Annotated in this window: 11 protein-coding genes; 2 read left to right on the top strand and 9 right to left on the bottom strand. The window is 62.5% G+C overall.

What is annotated here, in order from left to right; all coding sequences use genetic code 11:
- Window positions 1-144: 144 nt before the first annotated feature.
- The 7 genes from AB5Y64_RS10285 to AB5Y64_RS10255 form a co-directional block, all read right to left on the bottom strand.
- Complete coding sequence (locus AB5Y64_RS10285) at window positions 145-1,071, bottom strand: L,D-transpeptidase family protein (protein WP_010675523.1); 927 nt, start codon at window positions 1,069-1,071, stop codon at window positions 145-147.
- A 185-nt stretch (window positions 1,072-1,256) separates the two neighbouring features.
- The gene (locus tag AB5Y64_RS10280; protein ID WP_010675524.1) at window positions 1,257-2,498 is read right to left on the bottom strand and encodes a mechanosensitive ion channel family protein; all 1,242 of its coding nucleotides are present in this window, start codon (window positions 2,496-2,498) and stop codon (window positions 1,257-1,259) included.
- A gap of 131 nt (window positions 2,499-2,629) precedes the next feature.
- The gene (locus AB5Y64_RS10275; RefSeq protein WP_010675525.1) at window positions 2,630-3,829 is read right to left on the bottom strand and encodes an acetate kinase; all 1,200 of its coding nucleotides are present in this window, start codon (window positions 3,827-3,829) and stop codon (window positions 2,630-2,632) included.
- A gap of 218 nt (window positions 3,830-4,047) precedes the next feature.
- Complete coding sequence (locus tag AB5Y64_RS10270; protein ID WP_039040198.1) at window positions 4,048-4,518, bottom strand: YhcH/YjgK/YiaL family protein; 471 nt, start codon at window positions 4,516-4,518, stop codon at window positions 4,048-4,050.
- A gap of 310 nt (window positions 4,519-4,828) precedes the next feature.
- Window positions 4,829-5,935, bottom strand: a complete 1,107-nt coding sequence (locus AB5Y64_RS10265; protein ID WP_010675527.1) for a 1-acyl-sn-glycerol-3-phosphate acyltransferase — start codon at window positions 5,933-5,935, stop codon at window positions 4,829-4,831.
- A gap of 174 nt (window positions 5,936-6,109) precedes the next feature.
- The gene (locus AB5Y64_RS10260) at window positions 6,110-6,664 is read right to left on the bottom strand and encodes a GNAT family N-acetyltransferase (RefSeq protein WP_039040199.1); all 555 of its coding nucleotides are present in this window, start codon (window positions 6,662-6,664) and stop codon (window positions 6,110-6,112) included.
- A 37-nt stretch (window positions 6,665-6,701) separates the two neighbouring features.
- Complete coding sequence (locus tag AB5Y64_RS10255; RefSeq protein ID WP_039040200.1) at window positions 6,702-7,256, bottom strand: GNAT family N-acetyltransferase; 555 nt, start codon at window positions 7,254-7,256, stop codon at window positions 6,702-6,704.
- Between the two features lie 351 nt (window positions 7,257-7,607).
- Between AB5Y64_RS10255 and AB5Y64_RS10250 the strand changes: the two genes are divergently transcribed.
- Entirely contained in the window at window positions 7,608-9,380 is a 1,773-nt protein-coding gene (locus AB5Y64_RS10250; RefSeq protein ID WP_039040201.1) for a M4 family metallopeptidase, read from the top strand.
- 57 nt (window positions 9,381-9,437) lie between these two features.
- Here AB5Y64_RS10250 and AB5Y64_RS10245 read toward each other — a convergent pair whose 3' ends face one another.
- Entirely contained in the window at window positions 9,438-10,337 is a 900-nt protein-coding gene (locus tag AB5Y64_RS10245) for a LysR family transcriptional regulator (RefSeq protein WP_029314793.1), read from the bottom strand.
- Between the two features lie 202 nt (window positions 10,338-10,539).
- Here AB5Y64_RS10245 and mdtH point away from each other — a divergent pair, with 202 nt between their 5' ends.
- Entirely contained in the window at window positions 10,540-11,733 is a 1,194-nt protein-coding gene (gene mdtH / locus AB5Y64_RS10240; protein WP_029314794.1) for a multidrug efflux MFS transporter MdtH, read from the top strand.
- A gap of 167 nt (window positions 11,734-11,900) precedes the next feature.
- Here mdtH and AB5Y64_RS10235 read toward each other — a convergent pair.
- Window positions 11,901-16,841 (bottom strand): type I secretion C-terminal target domain-containing protein (locus AB5Y64_RS10235; protein ID WP_368203734.1); only part of this gene is annotated, 4,941 nt, incomplete at its 5' end.

Below are 16,841 nucleotides of genomic sequence, written 5' to 3'. Positions count from 1 at the left end.
TTTAACACCTAACCAAGCAACCACTCAATTGCAATAAGGCCGGATTTTATCCCGATCTGCCAAGGGTTTACCCTGATGATCCCCTCCCCCGCGCCATAAAAAAGCCCCGACAGTGGCCGGGGCTCGGGATACCGACGGGCGGGATCAGCGGTTGATGGCGATGGGCATGCCGCTGCGCTGCTCCAGGGCTTGCTTGACCAGCTGGGAGTCGCTGTCCGCGTGGGCGATGAAGCGGGTCACGGCGGTGGACATGGGCAGCGGGGCCGGCAGGCTGGAGTTGAACTCCTCCTGGTTGCGGGAGAGGGGCTGGTGCACTTCCAGGTAGCGGCGGCCATCCGGCTCGACAGAGGCCTTGATGGGCTGGTTCACGAACTGGACGCGGGTACCGACCGGGACCTGCTTGAACAGGTACTCGATGTCGTCGTTGCGCAGACGCACGCAGCCGTGGCTCACCCGCAGGCCGATGCCGAACTGGGCGTTGGTGCCGTGGATGGCGTACATCTTGCCGATGTAGAGCGCGAACAGCCCCATGGGGTTGTCCGGACCGGCCGGCCAGACCGCAGGCAGGGTCTCGCCACGGGCGGCATACTCGGCGTGCATCTTCGCGGTCGGGGTCCAGGTCGGGCCCGCCTTCTTGCGCTGCACGCTGGTCACCCAGTCTTCCGGGGTGTCGGTGCCGAGCTGGCCGATGCCAATCGGCAGCACTTCCACCACCTTCTTGCCTTTGGGGTAGTAGTAGAGGCGCATCTCGGCGACGTTCAGCACGATGCCTTCACGGGGGGCATCCGGCAGGATCAGCTGATGGGGCACGACCAGCTTCTCGCCCGCCTGCAGCAGCAGGGGGTCCGCCTTGGGGTTGGCTTCCAGCATGTTGGTCAAGCCGAGCTGGAATCTGGCCGCTGCCGCTTCCAGGGGTTGGCCCGCCTCTTCCGGGGACACCACGTAGTCCAGGTTCTCCCCCACCAGGCGGCTGTTGGCTGCGGGCAGGGCATATTCGATGGCGAGGGCGGGCATGGCGGCCAGGATCAGGGAGCAGCACAGTGCGGCCGCCGTGTTGTGGAGGAGCTTCATAACTTTCCTGTGATAAAGGGGGTGGTTCAGCACTCTGGCCAGCGCGGAGGCGACGAGCGCGCCCGGGGCGAAGAGAAGGCCGCCATTTTTCTCCTCTGCCATGCAAATTTCAACCGCCACGTGCTGACGGGTCGGTGATTAAATACGGTGCCGCGCTGCGCCACGGCACCTTGTCATAAGCGGGATCAGCCGTTTTTCCAACTGTGCATATCATAACCGGTTGGCGACTGATGCAAACGCAGATGGAATTGCTCAATTATCGCAAATATGTGGTCGAAAATATCAGCCTGTATCCCTTCATACTCGGCCCAGGCGGTGGTCGCCGTGAAGCAGTAGATCTCCAGCGGCAGGCCGTCCGTGGTCGGTGCCAACTGGCGCACCATCAGGGTCATGTCCTTGCGAATGCCCGCATGGGCCCGCAGGTAGGCGTCCAGATAGGCGCGCAGGGTGCCGAGGTTGGTGAGGTGGCGACCATTGATGGGGCAGCTGATGGCATCGCTGAGCTGCTGGTTGTAGCTGCTGAGCTCCTGCTCCTTGCGGCTGAGGTAGGGTGCCAGCAACCTGGCCTGCTTGAGCTGCAACTGCTCCTGCGAGGTGAGGAAGCGCACGCTGGTCATGTCGATGTTGACGCTGCGCTTGATGCGGCGCCCGCCGGATTCGGTCATCCCCTGCCAGTTCTTGAAGGAGTCGGAGATGAGGGCATAGGTGGGGATGGTGGTGATGGTCTTGTCCCAGTTCGACACCTTGACCGTGGTGAGGCCGATGTCGGTCACCTCGCCGTCCGCCCCGTACTTGTCCATCTGCAGCCAGTCACCGACGCTCAGCATGCGGTTGGCGGAGAGCTGGATACCCGCCACCAGGCCGAGGATGGGGTCCTTGAACACCAGCATCAGGACTGCGGTCATGGCCCCCAGGCCGCTGAACAGGAAGAGGGGCGACTTGCCGAGCAGCAGGGCGATCATCAGGATGCCCACCAGGATGCTGGCCACCAGTTTCACCCCCTGGAAGATGCCGCGCAGGGGCAGATCCCGCCCAAGCCGGGTATGACGGCTCAGGGAGAGCAGGCAGTCGAGCAGGGCGAACAGGGCCAGCAGCAGGAACAGCAGGATCCAGAGCTGGGCCAGCAACTCGATAAGCGCCAGGCTCTCGGACGCTTTGGGCAGCCAGATCTCCGCCTGACCGAGCAGTACGGCGCCCTGGAACACGAAGGCGAGCCGGTAGAAGAGGCGTTGCTGCAACTGGGGCGGCAGCCACATCTGCTTGGTCTTGCCAAGCAGCCCCACCAGGCGCACCAGCAGGATGCGGTGCAGCACCAGGTGCAGCACCATGGCGGTCAGCACGATGAACCCCAGGGCGATCACCAGGGCCATCATGGGGGTCACATCGACCCCCAGGCCTGACAACCAGTTGAAAAACATCTCTTTCATCGTTACCTCCGCAATATCACACAGCGGTCAGGGTACGCATCTGGTCCCCCATGTCAAATGACAGGCCGATCACTATTGCCGAAACGACAACGCCCGGCAGGGGCCGGGCGTTGTCATCACCAGAGGGTGCCTTAGCCGACCAGGCTCAGGGCATCACGGGCGATCACCAGCTCTTCGTTGGTGGGCATCACCAGGGCCAGACGGCTGCCTTCGACGGTGATGGGGCCTTCACCGCCCAGCACGGCTGCGTTGTTGGCCTCCTTGTCGATCTTGAAGCCGAGCAGGGCCAGTCGGGCCAGCACCATCTCGCGCACCATGGCGGCGTTCTCGCCGATGCCACCGGTGAACACCAGGGCGTCCAGGCGACCATCCATGGCGGCAGCATAGGCACCGACGTACTTGGCAACGCGATAGGTGAAGACATCCAGTGCACGCTTGGCACCGGCGTCGGTGGCGTAGTTGCCGGTGACGTAGCGGCAGTCGCTGCTCTCCTCGGTCATGCCCAGCAGGCCGGATTCGCGGGTCAGCACCTGGTTGATCTTGTCCACGCTGTAACCCAGGTTGTCGTGCATGAAGAAGACGATGGCAGGGTCGATGTCACCGGAGCGGGTGCCCATCGCCAGCCCTTCCAGCGGGGTCAGCCCCATGGAGGTGTCGACGGACTCGCCGTTCTTGATGGCGCAGACGGAGGCACCGTTACCCAGGTGGCAATTGATGATGTTGAGCTCATGGAGCGGTTTGCCCAGCGCCTTGGCGGTCTCTTCGGCGATGAAGCGGTGGGAGGTGCCGTGGGCGCCGTAACGACGGATGCCGTTCTCGCGATAGAGCTTGTAGGGCAGCGCGTAGAGGTAGGCTTCCTCTGGCAGGGTCTGGTGGAAGGCGGTGTCGAACACGGCCACGTTCTTGTCGGCCAGGGCCGGGAACACCTTGAGGGCGGCACGGATGCCGATGAGGTGCGCCGGGTTGTGCAGGGGGGCAAACGGAATGGCGGCTTCGATGCCGGCGATCACGCCGTCATCGATGCGCACGGAGCGGGAGAACTGCTCGCCGCCGTGCACGATGCGATGGCCGATGGCGACCAGCTGATCGGCCAGGGCGGGATCCTGGGGCAGGATGTGGCCCACGATGTGGTCGAGGGCTTCCTGGTGCGCGGCACCGGCGCCCAGCATGGCGTCGCCCTTGACCCCGTGGAGTTTCCATTTGATACGTGCGTCATCCAGATTGAAGCATTCGGCCAGGCCGGACAGCATGTCCTCGCCCGTTTCAGCGTCCATTACGGCAAATTTCAGGGAAGAGCTACCGCAGTTAAGGATCAATACCAACTTGCTCATGTTCTACATCTTCCTGTGCTTCGGCTTTACGCCGACAGTGTCGTGTCATCCAGCGATGGATGGGATTCCCCTGCCGGGGGCTTATGGTCGCAGGAGGGTGCGTCCAATTTTTCAAATCGTTGGGCGCAGACCGTTCGTCTGGCGCGCGCGTCGAATCAGCGATTCGCAACGGGCCTCTGTTGGCCCAATCACTCGGGACTCCAGGCCCCGGTTGCCACTCAGGCGCCGGTCAGCAGCGACTGGTGAACCTTGACGACCAGCTTCTTGACCGAACCTGGGGTCGTCAGGGTACAGAGGGGGCGATGCAGTTCTCCCGGCCAGAAGATGGCGAAGTCGCCGGGCTGCAACGCCAGATAACTGGTCTGCTCGTCATCGACGAACCAGAGATCGGGGTGAGGATGGTCGGCACCGTCCCGGCTGTAGGCGTGAGGGCCCACGCCGATCCACTCCTCGCCGCGCAGCAGCAGCTGGATGTCCAGATACTGCTCATGAAACTCGCCCCGGCGATCCGCCACCGGCTCTGTCAGATCCTCGCTCACCAGGCAGAACAGCGTGAGGCCGTCGACCTCCTGCTTGCCGAGGGGAGCGTGCAACCAGCGTTCGACGCTTTGCACCACCTCGGCCACGATACGGTTCAGGGGGGCGGGCAAGGGGGTGCGTTGCAAGGTATCCAGACTGCCGGTGATCATGAGGTTCGCATCCTTAGGTATATCTGTGGTCTATCTTTGTGCACCAATGAAAAAGGACCATTGAAGGTCCTTTTATCGTCTCGTCTGCCATCCGTGCAGACGGGGGCGCTGTCGCTTCCAAGCCGATGGCGCCGAGTCACTGTTGCATACTCGTCCGCCCCTGCCAAGAGATACTCGCCCATTTACCTGATGATCGTACCAGTTGAAACAATATTATTCACTACCCAATCTCCCCCGACTTTGACCAGACGCAAAAACGGGAGCATCTGCTCCCGTTTTTTTTCCATCACCCGCTCAAAAGCGGTGCCATTCAAACCTTTCCGGCGTTTTCCACCGGCTTGGCGTACATGGCGCGCCAGATGGCCTTGTGCTCTTGTGGCACCTCGGACTGGCGAGTCAGGAAGGCGCTCTGCTCTATGGTGCTGGCCTTGCCGGGCACATCCGCCGCGAGGTAGTTGCCCGGGAAGAGGCGATAGCTGCTCCAGATCGCCTTGTCGATGAGCGCCGCCAGCTCGTCCGGATCGCTGAAGCCCTCGGTGATGGGGGCGCCGAAGGAGACGTGTACCCGCCCCTTCTGGCCGACGATGCCCGCGACGATACTCTCGATGTCCTCGAACTCGCCCTTCTCGTAGCTGCCGTTGACCGACTTCTCGTAGAGCTCGCGCGCCTTGGCCTTGTCGGTGGGATCCAGCTCGTAGCTGATGCTCACCGGCACGATGTTGAGGCTGCGCATGTAGTCGACGAACTCGATCTTCTGCTTCTTGCCGTCCACGTAGAACATCTTGAGGATGGCCGGATCCGTCTTGTCATCCCCGTCCTTGGCGCGCCCCTCCTTCTGGGCGATCCAGATGGAGTGCCCCTCGTGCACCGACTGGCCGATGTAGGCCGACAGCTCCCCGAGGGCCTTCATCATCTCCCGCGGTCCCTTGGCGGAGCGCTTGACGATGAAGCTCTTGTTGAGCTTCATCAGCTCGGTGGCGCAGGGCTTGCGCAGCAGGTTGTCGCCGATGGCGATGCGCACGGTATCGAAACCATGGGTGTGCAGCCCCCAGTTGACGAACGCCGGATCCATGGCGATGTCCCTGTGGTTGGAGACGAACAGGTAGCCCTGCTCCTTCTTGAGGTGTTCGAGCCCGGAGAAGCTCACTCCCTGGGTGGAGGTGGCGATCATCCGGGTCATGTAGCGGGTTACCCCCATCTGTACCTGATGGATGGTGCTGACCTTGGCCCACTTGTGGCGCAGGAACTGGCGGATCAGCGGGCGAATGGCCCAACCCAGCCAGCTCATCAGGGAACCGAAGCGGTATTTGGCGATGGCGCCGATAAACTCGTCATCCTGGATCAGCCGCTCGATGGCAGCCGGTACTTCTTCATCGCGATAGGGGCGAATGTCCGCGAATCTATCTACTTCTGTCACAATGTCTGCCTTGCATGTATGGAGTCGCGGCCTGCGTCTGCCGGCCGGGAAAATTCAGGGCGCAATTTTACACGCTTTTATCCCCAGGGGTATGAGAGGTGTACAGATAGTGCGATCTTGCAGTGAAAAAGCGATGGCGGTCACCCGCCAGCCCCCCTTTCGACAACGGCTCTGCTAGCCAGCGGGATTGATGAGCGCGGTGAGGACGTGGTCCTCCCAGCGGCCGTTGATCATCAGATAGTCCCGAGCGTAACCCTCCTGCTCGAACCCCAGCCGTTCGAGGAGCGCGCCGCTTCGCAGGTTCGCGGGCATGTAGCTGGCCATGATGCGATGCAGGCCCCGCTCCCGGAACAGGTGATCGATGCCAGCGGCCACCACCTCCTGCATCAGGCCCTGCCCCTCGTGCTCCTTGTCGATGGCATAGCCCAGGTGGCACGCCTTGAACATGCCCATCACAATGTTCGTGAAATTGCAGGTGGCGAGCACCCGCTCCCCCCTGGGATCGAGCGCCACCAGTTGCACGGCACTGCCCTCGAAATAGTGGCCGTAACCGTCGCGCAAGCGGGTCTGCCAGTGGGCCAGGGTGTAGAAGCTCTCCTCCCGCCTGGGCTCCCAGGGGGCCAGGTGGGCGCGATTGCGCAGATAGAAATCCACCATCAGGCAGGCCCGCTCCGGGGTCAGCACGGTCAGCCGGGTACGGGGGGTGGCAATGTGGGGCAGCGTCGTCATCTCGCCCTCAGGAGGTTGGAAGCGGACAGAAGGGTCATCAGAGATCCCTCAGCCTCAGCCACTCGTCCCGCAGCAGGCCGTAGTGCACATGATCCACCACCCTGTCCGCCAGCCGCTCCGCCCGCCGGGTGACTCCCTCCTGGGTCATTCCCAGCCGCTCGCACACGGCTCGGCTCGCCTCGTTCTCGAGGGCGGCGCTGATCTCCACCTTCTCCATCCCCATCTCCTCGAAGGCGTGATGGATCAGGGCCTGGCAGGCCCGGGTGATGATGCCGTGCCCCTGCCAGCGCTCCGCCAGCCAGTAGCCGATGGTCACCTTGCCGAGCTCGTGATCGATCTGGTTGTAACCGATGACGCCGACCACCTCCCCCTGATACTCGATGGCCGTGGTCAGCCCCTCCCCCCGGGCAAACTTCTCGATGGCGTGGCGAATGAAGGTGGCGCTGTCGGCGGGCTGCTGGATGTGGGGCACCCAGGGCAGCCACTGGGAGAGGTAGTCGCGGTTGCGCTGGCAGAGGCGAAACAGCTCGCTGGCCATGTCGGGTTGCAGGAACAGGAGCGCCAGCTCGTCATCCAGTTGCCATGAAAACATCGCCACTCCTCCCCGGTTCCGCTCCGGCCATCTGCCGGCATGGGAGCCAATGTAGTCAATCAATCCCTTGTTTGCCAAGGACTTTTCAACCGACTTCCCCGCTGGCAACCCCCATATGGCGATCCCCATGCGGGCACCTTGCCCCCCAGGTCATCAATCACCCCTCACAGCGGTTCAACATGCTGCCATTACCAGCATTTATGGATGATTGACGCTGTAAAAGTGAATCGTGCTACCTGTTTTCGCTGCCCTGTGACAAATGACAGGCCGTTATTTTTCCCCTTCCCACTAGTGTAAGAGCGCCGGGCAACGGACCCGGCGTGTAATCTTCATCGACTAAGGAAAGACGAGATGAACAAAGTCTATTTGGCCGTCATGCTGGCCTGCTGGGGAAGCGCCGCCATGGCGGCAGAACAGGTGGAAGTGAACCAGGTCTCCGACCTGACCGGTGCGGTGAGCGGCGCCGCCAAGATTGGCGCCCTTGGCGCCGGGGATGGCGAGTTTCGCAAGGTGCGAGCGGTGACGCTGCCCAATGGCCAGCAGCGGATACGCTATGAGCAGACCTGGCAGGGGATTCCAGTGTGGGGCCAGGTCCTGGTGGCCGATCAGGCGCTGGGGGGCCAGGTCAATCAGGTGTCCGGCACCATGCTGCGCAAGATCGATGCCGACCTGACGGGCCCGGCCGTTGCCCTCTCCGCCAGCGACGCCGCACGCCAGGCTCGCAGCGGTGCCAAGGGGAGCAACGAACAGGTCAAGCTGTTCGTGATGCAGGATGAGACCGGCCAGGCCAGACTGGTCTATCTGGTCTCCTGGCTCGCCGCCAGCAAGGAACCGAGCCGCCCCTTCGTGATGATCGACGCCCAGACCGGCAGCGAGCTCAAACGCTGGGAGGGGATCAACCACAAGGACGCCACCGGCCCGGGGGGCAACGTCAAGACCGGCAAGTATTTCTACGGCGCCGACTTTGGCCCCCTCCAGGTGGATGACAACTGCCGCATGACGGGGACCAATGTGGACACCCTCAACATGAATCACGGCACCACGGGGGGCACCATCCACCAGTTCACCTGCCCGGAGAACACGGTCAAGGAGATCAACGGTGCCTACTCCCCTCTCAACGATGCCCACTACTTCGGCAACGTGGTGTTCGACATGTACCGCAACTGGTACAACACGGCGCCGCTCAGCTTCAAGCTCAAGATGCGGGTGCACTACAGCCGCAACTACGAGAACGCCTTCTGGGACGGCAGCCAGATGACCTTCGGCGACGGGGCCACCACCTTCTATCCGCTGGTGAGCCTGGATGTGGCGGCCCACGAGGTGAGCCATGGCTTCACCGAGCAGAACTCAGGACTGGTCTACTCCGGTCAGTCCGGCGGCATCAACGAGGCCTTCTCCGACATGGCGGGGGAAGCGGCCGAATACTACATGAAGGGCAGCAACGACTGGCTGGTAGGGGCCCAGATCTTCAAGGGCAACGGCTCCTTGCGCTACTTCGAGGACCCGGCCCGGGACGGCAAGTCCATCGGCCACGCCAGCGATTACTATGACGGCATCGACGTGCACCACAGCTCCGGGGTCTACAACCGCGCCTTCTACCTGCTGGCCAACACCAGCGGCTGGCAAACCCGCAAGGCGTTCGAGGTGTTCGTGCTGGCCAACCGCCTCTACTGGGGCCCCAACACCACCTTCGATCAGGGGGCGTGCGGGGTAACCAAGGCCGCCACGGATCTCGGCTACAGCGTGATCGACGTGGCAGCCGCCTTCACCGCCGTCGGGGTCAATGCCACCTGTGGCGGCACCACGCCCCAACCGGGCAGCGTGCTGCAAAACGGGGTACCGGTGAGCAATCTCACCGCCGCCAAGGGGGGCAAGCTGAACTTCACCGTCGAGGTGCCCGCCGGCAGAAGCCAGCTGGTGGTGACCAGCAGCGGCGGCAGCGGGGATGCGGATCTCTACGTGAAGTTCGGCAGCGCGCCGACCGCCAGCAGCTATGACTGCCGCCCCTACAAGAGCGGCAATGCCGAAACCTGTACCCTGAACGCCCCCAAGGCGGGGACCTGGCACGTGCAGCTGAGCGGGTTCAGCGCCTTCTCCGGCGTCACCCTCAAGGCCAGTTACTGAGTCTGAGCGGGCATCAAGGGGAATAAGCGAAGAGCGCCGGCCTGGTCCGGCGCTTTTTTATGTCCGCTTGCCCGACCAGCGCCGGGCAAGGGTACGGGCCGCCTCCAGCACCCGCTCCTTGGCGGGATTGGGGCGCTTGCCGCTGCGCCAGGCCATCATCACGTCCCAGTGATCCGGTGGCAGATCCACCACGTCCAGCTTCACCAGGCGACCGAACTCCAGATCCCGGGTGATGGCGAGCGCCGGCATCAGGGTGATGAAGCCGTGCTCCAGCGCCAGCTCACGCGCCGCACTTGCTGGCTGGATGGCGTGCAGCGGGCTCGCCACCTGGCGCAGCAGACGCAACTGCAGGATCAGCTCGTCGCAGCCCGTCCCCCACTGCTGGGGCGCCAGCCGCTCGTTGGCAATGTCCTGCAGGGTCAGCCCCTGCCGCCCGGCCAGCGGGTGGGTGGCGCAGGCCACGGCGATGATCGGAGAACGGTAAAGCAGTTCGAGCTGGATGCCCGCGATGGCAGGGCACTTGAGAATGAAGCCCACGTCGGTCTCGCCGGTCAGCAACTCCTGCATGATGATGCCAGAGTGATCCGTGTTGCAGCGGATCTCGAAGGTCTCGTCCACCAGGGCCAGCAGCAGGGGGCCGAACACCGCCGTGGTCAGGGAGGGGAGGCAGGAGAGCCGGATCCGCGGCAATGCAGGCGCCCCCTGCATCGCCAGCCGCCCCCCTTCCAGTGCACTCAGGGCCGCAGTCGCGGCAGGCAGAAACTGCTCGCAGGCCGGGGTCGGGGTGGCCCCCCGACGATGGCGACGGAACAGGGACTGACCCAGCTCCTGCTCCAGCACGGCAATGCGCTGGCTCACCATGGGTTGTGACCAGCCGCGAATGGCGGCCACCTTGCTGAAGCTGCCACGGTTGGCCACATCCAGCAGCAGTTGCAAATCGTCGAGGGTCATAGCCATAACCAAATCCAATATGAAATATAGCCAGTTGTCGGCTACCACTATATCTGGAGCCCCACCAGAATAGCAGCATCAATCGTCATGAACCGGCTGAACGCCACCGAGCCAGGGAGTTGTCATCCCCCTTGGCTCTGTTTGGTGACGGCGCCGTTCGGGCAAGAAAGACAACAATATCAGCGAAGCAAACAGAGGTATCAGGGTCATGGTGGATCGGGCGAGGCGGTTGGGGCGGTGGTTCTTGGCATTGGATTCCCTGCTGGTGATCCTGGGCTTCTTCGTGGTGATGCCCATGATCAGCCTGCGCTTCGTCGACCAACTGGGCTGGGCCGCCGGTGTGGTCGGACTGGCACTGGGGCTGCGTCAGCTTACCCAGCAAGGGCTGGGGGTCTTTGGCGGCTCCCTCGCCGACAAGTTCGGGGCGCGCCCCCTCATCGTCTGCGGCATGCTGCTGCGGGCGCTGGGGTTTGCCAGCCTGGCCTATGCCCAGAGCGGATTGGAACTGATCCTCTCCTGCATCATCTCGGGGCTGGGTGGCTGCCTGTTCGATCCCCCCCGCGCCGCCCTGGTGATCAAGTTCACCCGGCCACGGGAGCGGGGTCGCTACATCTCCCTGCTGATGATGCTGGAGAGCGCCGGCGCCGTGGTGGGAGCCCTGCTCGGCAGCTGGCTGCTCAACTTCGATTTTGAATATGTCTGCCTGCTGGGTGCCGGCCTGTTCGTCTGCGCCGCCCTGTGCAACCTGCTGATCCTGCCCCCCTACAAGCTTTCGGTGCGCCCGACGCCGATCCGGGACGGCCTCGGCCAGGTGCTGGCGGACAAGGCCTTCTGCCGACTGGTGCTGATCTTAAGCGGCTACTACGCGCTCTGGGTGCAGGTCATGCTGATCTTCCCCATTCTGGTCAAACAGATGGCGGGCAGCACCACGGCGGTGGGCTGGATGTATACCCTGGAGACGGCCATCTCCCTGGCCCTGCTCTACCCCCTTGCCCGGTTCGGCGAGCGCCACTTCAAGCTGGAGAACCGCCTGATGGCGGGGGTGCTGCTGATGACCACGGGGATCGGGCTGGTGGCCTTTGCCACCACCTTGCCCGCCGTCTTCCTGCTGCTCGCCTGCTTCTATCTCGGCATCGTCATCGCCGAGCCGGCGCGGGAAACCCTGATGACCAAGCTGGCACAACCGGGGGCGCGGGGCAGCTACATGGGCTTCAGCAGACTGGGGCTGGCGCTCGGGGGCATGACGGGTTACGTGGGGGGCGGTGCCCTGCACGACTACGCCATGGCCCAGGGGCAACCCTGGTTGCCCTGGCTGGTGCTCGGCACCGTCGGTGTCACCACCTTGCTGCTGCTGGCCAACTGCTTCCAGCGCGGCTCCCGCCTGGCAGGGGTCAACGCCTGATCCTCTGGCAATCATCCCGTCTACCCCGGGCACCCTTCTCTTGAAGGGCGCCCTTTTTTACCTTCTCCTTGCATTGCCCTCCCCCTCGTCTGCGCCCATCCGCCCGAAAATCCCCCATAAAAAAAGCGGCAGATTGCTCTGCCGCTTTTGTCCAGCCCGCTTGGCTGTTACTTGTTGATATCCAACATGTTGTTTTGCAACATGAAATCGATCACCTGGTTGGCCGTCGTCCCTGAACCGCCCGTCAGGGTGTCGAAGGTGTGGTTCATCAACACTATCTCCTGGGTCACCGGCGCCGCACTGCTCTCCTTGACCTGCAGATGCACCCCTTCGCTGTCCTGGAACACCGAGAGCAGGCTCTTCAGGGAGCTCTCGCTCTTGCTGCCATCGCTGTCGAGCAAGTCGCTCAGATCCAGTTTGTCCCCTTCCGACTTGCTGAAATCGACGATGTAGTCCTTGGCCACCTTACCAGCCTCGGTATCCCCTTTCAGCCAGGTGAAGGTATCGGCACCTGCATCCCCCATGAGGATGTCGTTGCCGGCCCCCCCGATCAGGATGTCGTTGCCCAGCCCGCCGCTCAATATGTCGTTGCCGGTACCGCCATAGAGGGTGTCGTTGCCACTGCCGCCATAGAGGCGATCGTTGCCGCTCTCCCCATAGAGGGTGTCGTTGCCGCTACCACCGAACAGGGTGTCGTTGCCGGCACCGCCGTACAGGAAGTCATCACCCCCCTGACCGAACAGGATGTCATTGCCATCACCGCCGAGGAGGGTGTCACCCTTGTCATTGGCCGACGACTGATCGAACTCGCTGGCGTGATCCGTGATGTAGGCGTGCACCTGGGCATCGGTCACCGACCCTGCCCCCAGCTTGCCGCTCACATACTGCTTGATGGCCGCATACCCTTCCCCGCTGATGCCGGTGAAGCGTACCGCGTCGCCAAACAGGATGTCGTCGCCGGCACCGCCATCCAGCCTGTCAACGCCGGGCAGGTTGCTGACCGGCGTCCCCAGGATGGCATTGGCCAGATCGGAGGCATTGACCCCTGTCTTGATAACACCATCAGAGTCGTAGGACTTGAGATCGTTATAGGAGATATTCGCTCCCAGTCCGATCGCCTCGACGGTCACTCCTTTTGCGGTCAACAGCTGGTAACCCAACAAGGCGTCGGCCCGAACCTCATCGGTGCTGTTTCGCCCATCCCCGCCCAGCAGCTGGATCTGGTTCTGGCCGTTGCTGCCCTTGACGATAACTCCCACCGTGGTCCTCGACCAACCACCCCATACTTGAGTCCACTTGATCACTTCCCCTTTACTGTTGACCACTTCGAGACCGCTATAGGCCACGGTATTGCCGAGCACATAATTGTTGAGGTTCAAAGAAGTAGCGCTGAGATAGTCGTCATTGGCAAAAGCCCTGTCGATGATCTTCACATCACTGAGCCTAGTGGTGGTGCCGAGATCATAGAAGGTCGGCTCGCCATCGGTGATGAAGTAGGCCAGGTTCTTCGCATCCACATTGCTTGTCGCCGTGCTTGCGGCAAACCAGTCCGCCGCCTTGCTGAATGCGGCCTCATAGTTGGTGCCACCGTCGGCGGACATCCCCTTGAGGGCATCAAGCAAGGTCTTTAATGCCCCGCTATCGGTCAGATTGACGCTGACACTGCCATGGGTCGTGGTATCGAAATCCACAAGGAAGATATTGACGGTACCCGCATTGTCAGTGCCCGCACTGGTCTTGAGGCTGGTAAAGACCTTCTCCAGTTGTGTGCGGATCGTCTCTATTGCGTCGTCACCGATACTACCGGAACTATCAACGATGAAGGCAATGTTGTAGTTCTGACCCGGCAGCACAACGCTGCCATCCAGATCCCCCACAACGATATTGTGCTCACTGCCATAGGTCTGGTCCTGGTTGCCCGGCTCCCCTTCGGTGGCATTGAAGTAGCTCAGACGGATACTGTCTTCGTCGCTGGCGGTGTTTGACGACTCCGAATACAACTCGCGTGTGATCGCCTCCACCTTGAGATCCACCCGACCGGCGCTGCTGCCCGGCACTCGCAGCGTCAGTCCGCTCAACTTCACATCCAGCGCGATCTCACTCCACAGACCGCTGTTGACGGTGAGAGTAAGCTTGCCATCAACCCCGACGGTGCCCAGCAACTGGCTGCCCTTGTAGAGCTCGGAGCCTTTGGGCATCCCGCTTAGTACCAGGCTGTCGAGCACTTCGCTGCCATCCCGATCGCTCAGGGAGGCGCTCACCTCCAGCGGGTAGTCGACCACCACCGGCTGCACCAGGGTCAGCACGCCCGTATCCTGATTGATCTGGTAGACACCGTCGGCGAACTGGACATACTCCACGTCGTGCAGCGCCTTGGTGATGCCGACCCCCTTCTCCGTGACGGAGAAGTTGAACCAGCGATCATTGATCGAGTATCCGCTGCCCTTCGTGATGGCGTAGTCGGCACGGTTGCCGGACAGTACAGCGATATCTTTATCACCAGCACCGCCATAGAGAGTATCGCCACCCAACCCAGCGACCAGAATGTCGTTTCCAACGCCGCCGTCGAGGGTATCGCCCGACACTGAGTTGCCACCGACCAGCACGTCATTGCCGTTGCCACCGACGAAGTGGTCTCCGCCCCCCTTCTGGCTCACGATGTAGTCGTTGCCATCACCACCCACCACGGTTTCCTTACTAGAAGTGCTATCGGTCAGAGTGTTGGTGATCCCGAGGGCCCCCTTGTCGAAGCTGCCGGACTGGAACTGGCCCGTGGTGATCCCCGCGCTCGGGAAACTCAGGTTGTAAAGGGGAATACCGTTGCCCACCAGACTCAGGTTGACGGTCGGCTTGTCGGCCACCGCCGCCACGTCGATCACCAGCTTGCTGCCGTTGCTGAGGTTGGCACCGTCGCTTATCTGATAGCCGATGCTGGCATAATCGCCCTTCATGTTGCCGACCACGGCGCCGTTGCCGTTGGCGGCATGGGTGCTCGATTCGTTCAGACCTGGCACGAAGCGCAGATGGCCTGCGTTCACCTCGGTATAGGAGATGAGGGATCCGGTTTGCACCGCAACCCACTGCCCAGCCGCATTGAGGTATTCGAGGGTACCGTTCAGCGGCAGGGTGTTGATCTGCACCCCGAGATCGGTCGCGTCCTGATCGTCGCTGGCACCGAACTGGGCCCAGGTCAGGACCTGGGGCTGATCTTCGGCACCGGCGCTGTGGCCGCCGGCCGCCGTCGGCGCCCGATCGTTGTCCACTATGGTACCGGTCCCGCTCTGACCACCGATGGTCACCGAGAGGGTCTCGTTCGTCTCGACCAGACGATCGTTCACCGTCGGGATGGTCACCGTGAAGTCTGTCACGCCCGCCGGTACCGTGATCTTGCCGGTGGTGCTGTTGTAGGTCACGCCGTTGCTGAACTGGGCATTGCCCCAGTCCTGGTTGGAGGCGGGGTTGTTGCCCGATCCGCGAATGGCGAAATCGTATTCGGTCGCTTCCTGGGTCGCATCGGACAAGGTGACCTTGTGCAACAGGTTGCCCCCTTCAGTCACGCTCTCGCTGGAGACACCCTGAACCAGCGGCGTGAAGAGAGGCTTGGTGGCGAAGGAGCCAGTGCTGGCGTCACCGTCACCATCCACCACCCGGATCTGGAAGTCGATGTCACCATCACCCAGGGGTTTGGACATGCGCTGGTACTGGAAGAACTCCCACTTGCCGGTGGCCGGCGTGAACTCCAGCTTGAAGACGAGGTTGCCGCCCGCATCCTTCCCGAGCAGGGTATTGGCCCCGCTGGCGGTGATGGCGATGGCTGAGCCGGAAGCCGTCCGCAGACCATTCTCGAAGGTCGCCGGGTCCAGCACCAGCCCGATGGAGCCCTTGCCGTCCGCCCCCCACTGCGGGGTCACGGTGCCGGAACCATAGGCGATGGCCTGCGCCGTGTTGGCACCGAGGAACTCGATGCTCTGTACGGTGAAGTCGCTGTTGTCGGAGGTATTGGTGTTGCCGTTGTTGGTCGCCTTGATCACCATGGTATCGAAGCCACCCTGCTGCACCTGGAAGTTCTGGTTGAACTCCCCACCCGATGCGTTGGAGTTGAATACCAGGGTGCTGATCAGCACACCACCGCGATAGAACTCCACGACCCCGCTCTCCAGCTCGCCGCCAAACATCTTGCTGAACTTGATGTTGGCGCCGTAGGCAACCTTGCCCGCATCCAGCCTGACGATCAACTGCTCGGAGGCGGACGATCCGTCGGCAAAGTGACGGAAGTCAATCTCGTTGGCGAGGTTGTGGTAAGGCGCAGCACCGCTGGCCACCCCCAGCCCCGAGCTGGAGCCGTTGACATCCGCCGTTACCAGTGAGGAATCGGTTGCCGACTTGAAGCCCAGGGCGCTGATGGTAAAGCCCGCCATGTTCAGGGTGCTCTGGTTGCCACTGTACTTGGTCAGGTCGAAGAGCCCGGTCAGCACGTTCGGAATATCGGTCTTCACCACGGAAACGGCATCGCTGCTGCCGGCAATGGGGGAGTCGTCCTCGACGCTGACATCCAGCTTGCCCTTGGTGACGCCGCTGCCATCGGAGACCTCCACGTCCAGCTGGAACGACAACTTGTCTTCCGAGGTCGTATCCCCGTGGTCGAGGGGGCCCTTGAGGGTCACGTCATAGGTCCACTCTCCCTTGCCGCTGGCATTGGGTGCCGTCAGCTTGACCTCGACCACTGCCTTGTAATCGGCGCCGCCTATCACCCCCGTGTAGCCGACCAGCGTCTTGCTGCCCGCATCCCAGCTCCACTGGACCTTGGCCCCACCGGACGTCAGCCCGGCCGGTCCGTTCAGGCTGATGGTAAGCGTATCATGGCTGTCAACATCGCCGACCGTGATCTTGCCGCTGGCGGCCACTCTGTCGGTGGTATCGCTGCTGCCTGCCGTATCGGTAATGCCGCCAGCAAGCCCTTCTTCGGAGACCACGGCCCCCTTGTCGATACTCAGGGTAGGTGCATCGTCGGTGCCGTTGATGGTGATCGTCACCTGGTGGCTGCTGCCGTCCTTGCCGTACACGGTAAAGACTTCCACCTTGCTCTCGTCTTTGCCCAGGTACTGCAC

The sequence above is a fragment of the Aeromonas sp. R5-1 genome, assembly GCF_040908265.1.
Taxonomy (GTDB): domain Bacteria; phylum Pseudomonadota; class Gammaproteobacteria; order Enterobacterales; family Aeromonadaceae; genus Aeromonas; species Aeromonas caviae.
Note: the sequence above shows the minus strand (reverse complement) of the source record. Positions and strands in the feature narration are given on the sequence as shown.

Excerpts from the sequence above, each read along its gene's own strand:
- AB5Y64_RS10285 (WP_010675523.1), bottom strand. The coding sequence starts at position 1,071 with ATGAAGCTCCTCCACAACACGGCGGCCGCACTGTGCTGCTCCCTGATC.
- AB5Y64_RS10280 (WP_010675524.1), bottom strand. The coding sequence starts at position 2,498 with ATGAAAGAGATGTTTTTCAACTGGTTGTCAGGCCTGGGGGTCGATGTG.
- AB5Y64_RS10275 (WP_010675525.1), bottom strand. The coding sequence starts at position 3,829 with ATGAGCAAGTTGGTATTGATCCTTAACTGCGGTAGCTCTTCCCTGAAA.
- AB5Y64_RS10270 (WP_039040198.1), bottom strand. The coding sequence starts at position 4,518 with ATGATCACCGGCAGTCTGGATACCTTGCAACGCACCCCCTTGCCCGCC.
- AB5Y64_RS10260 (WP_039040199.1), bottom strand. The coding sequence starts at position 6,664 with ATGACGACGCTGCCCCACATTGCCACCCCCCGTACCCGGCTGACCGTG.
- AB5Y64_RS10255 (WP_039040200.1), bottom strand. The coding sequence starts at position 7,256 with ATGTTTTCATGGCAACTGGATGACGAGCTGGCGCTCCTGTTCCTGCAA.
- AB5Y64_RS10250 (WP_039040201.1), top strand. The coding sequence starts at position 7,608 with ATGAACAAAGTCTATTTGGCCGTCATGCTGGCCTGCTGGGGAAGCGCC.
- AB5Y64_RS10245 (WP_029314793.1), bottom strand. The coding sequence starts at position 10,337 with ATGGCTATGACCCTCGACGATTTGCAACTGCTGCTGGATGTGGCCAAC.
- mdtH (WP_029314794.1), top strand. The coding sequence starts at position 10,540 with ATGGTGGATCGGGCGAGGCGGTTGGGGCGGTGGTTCTTGGCATTGGAT.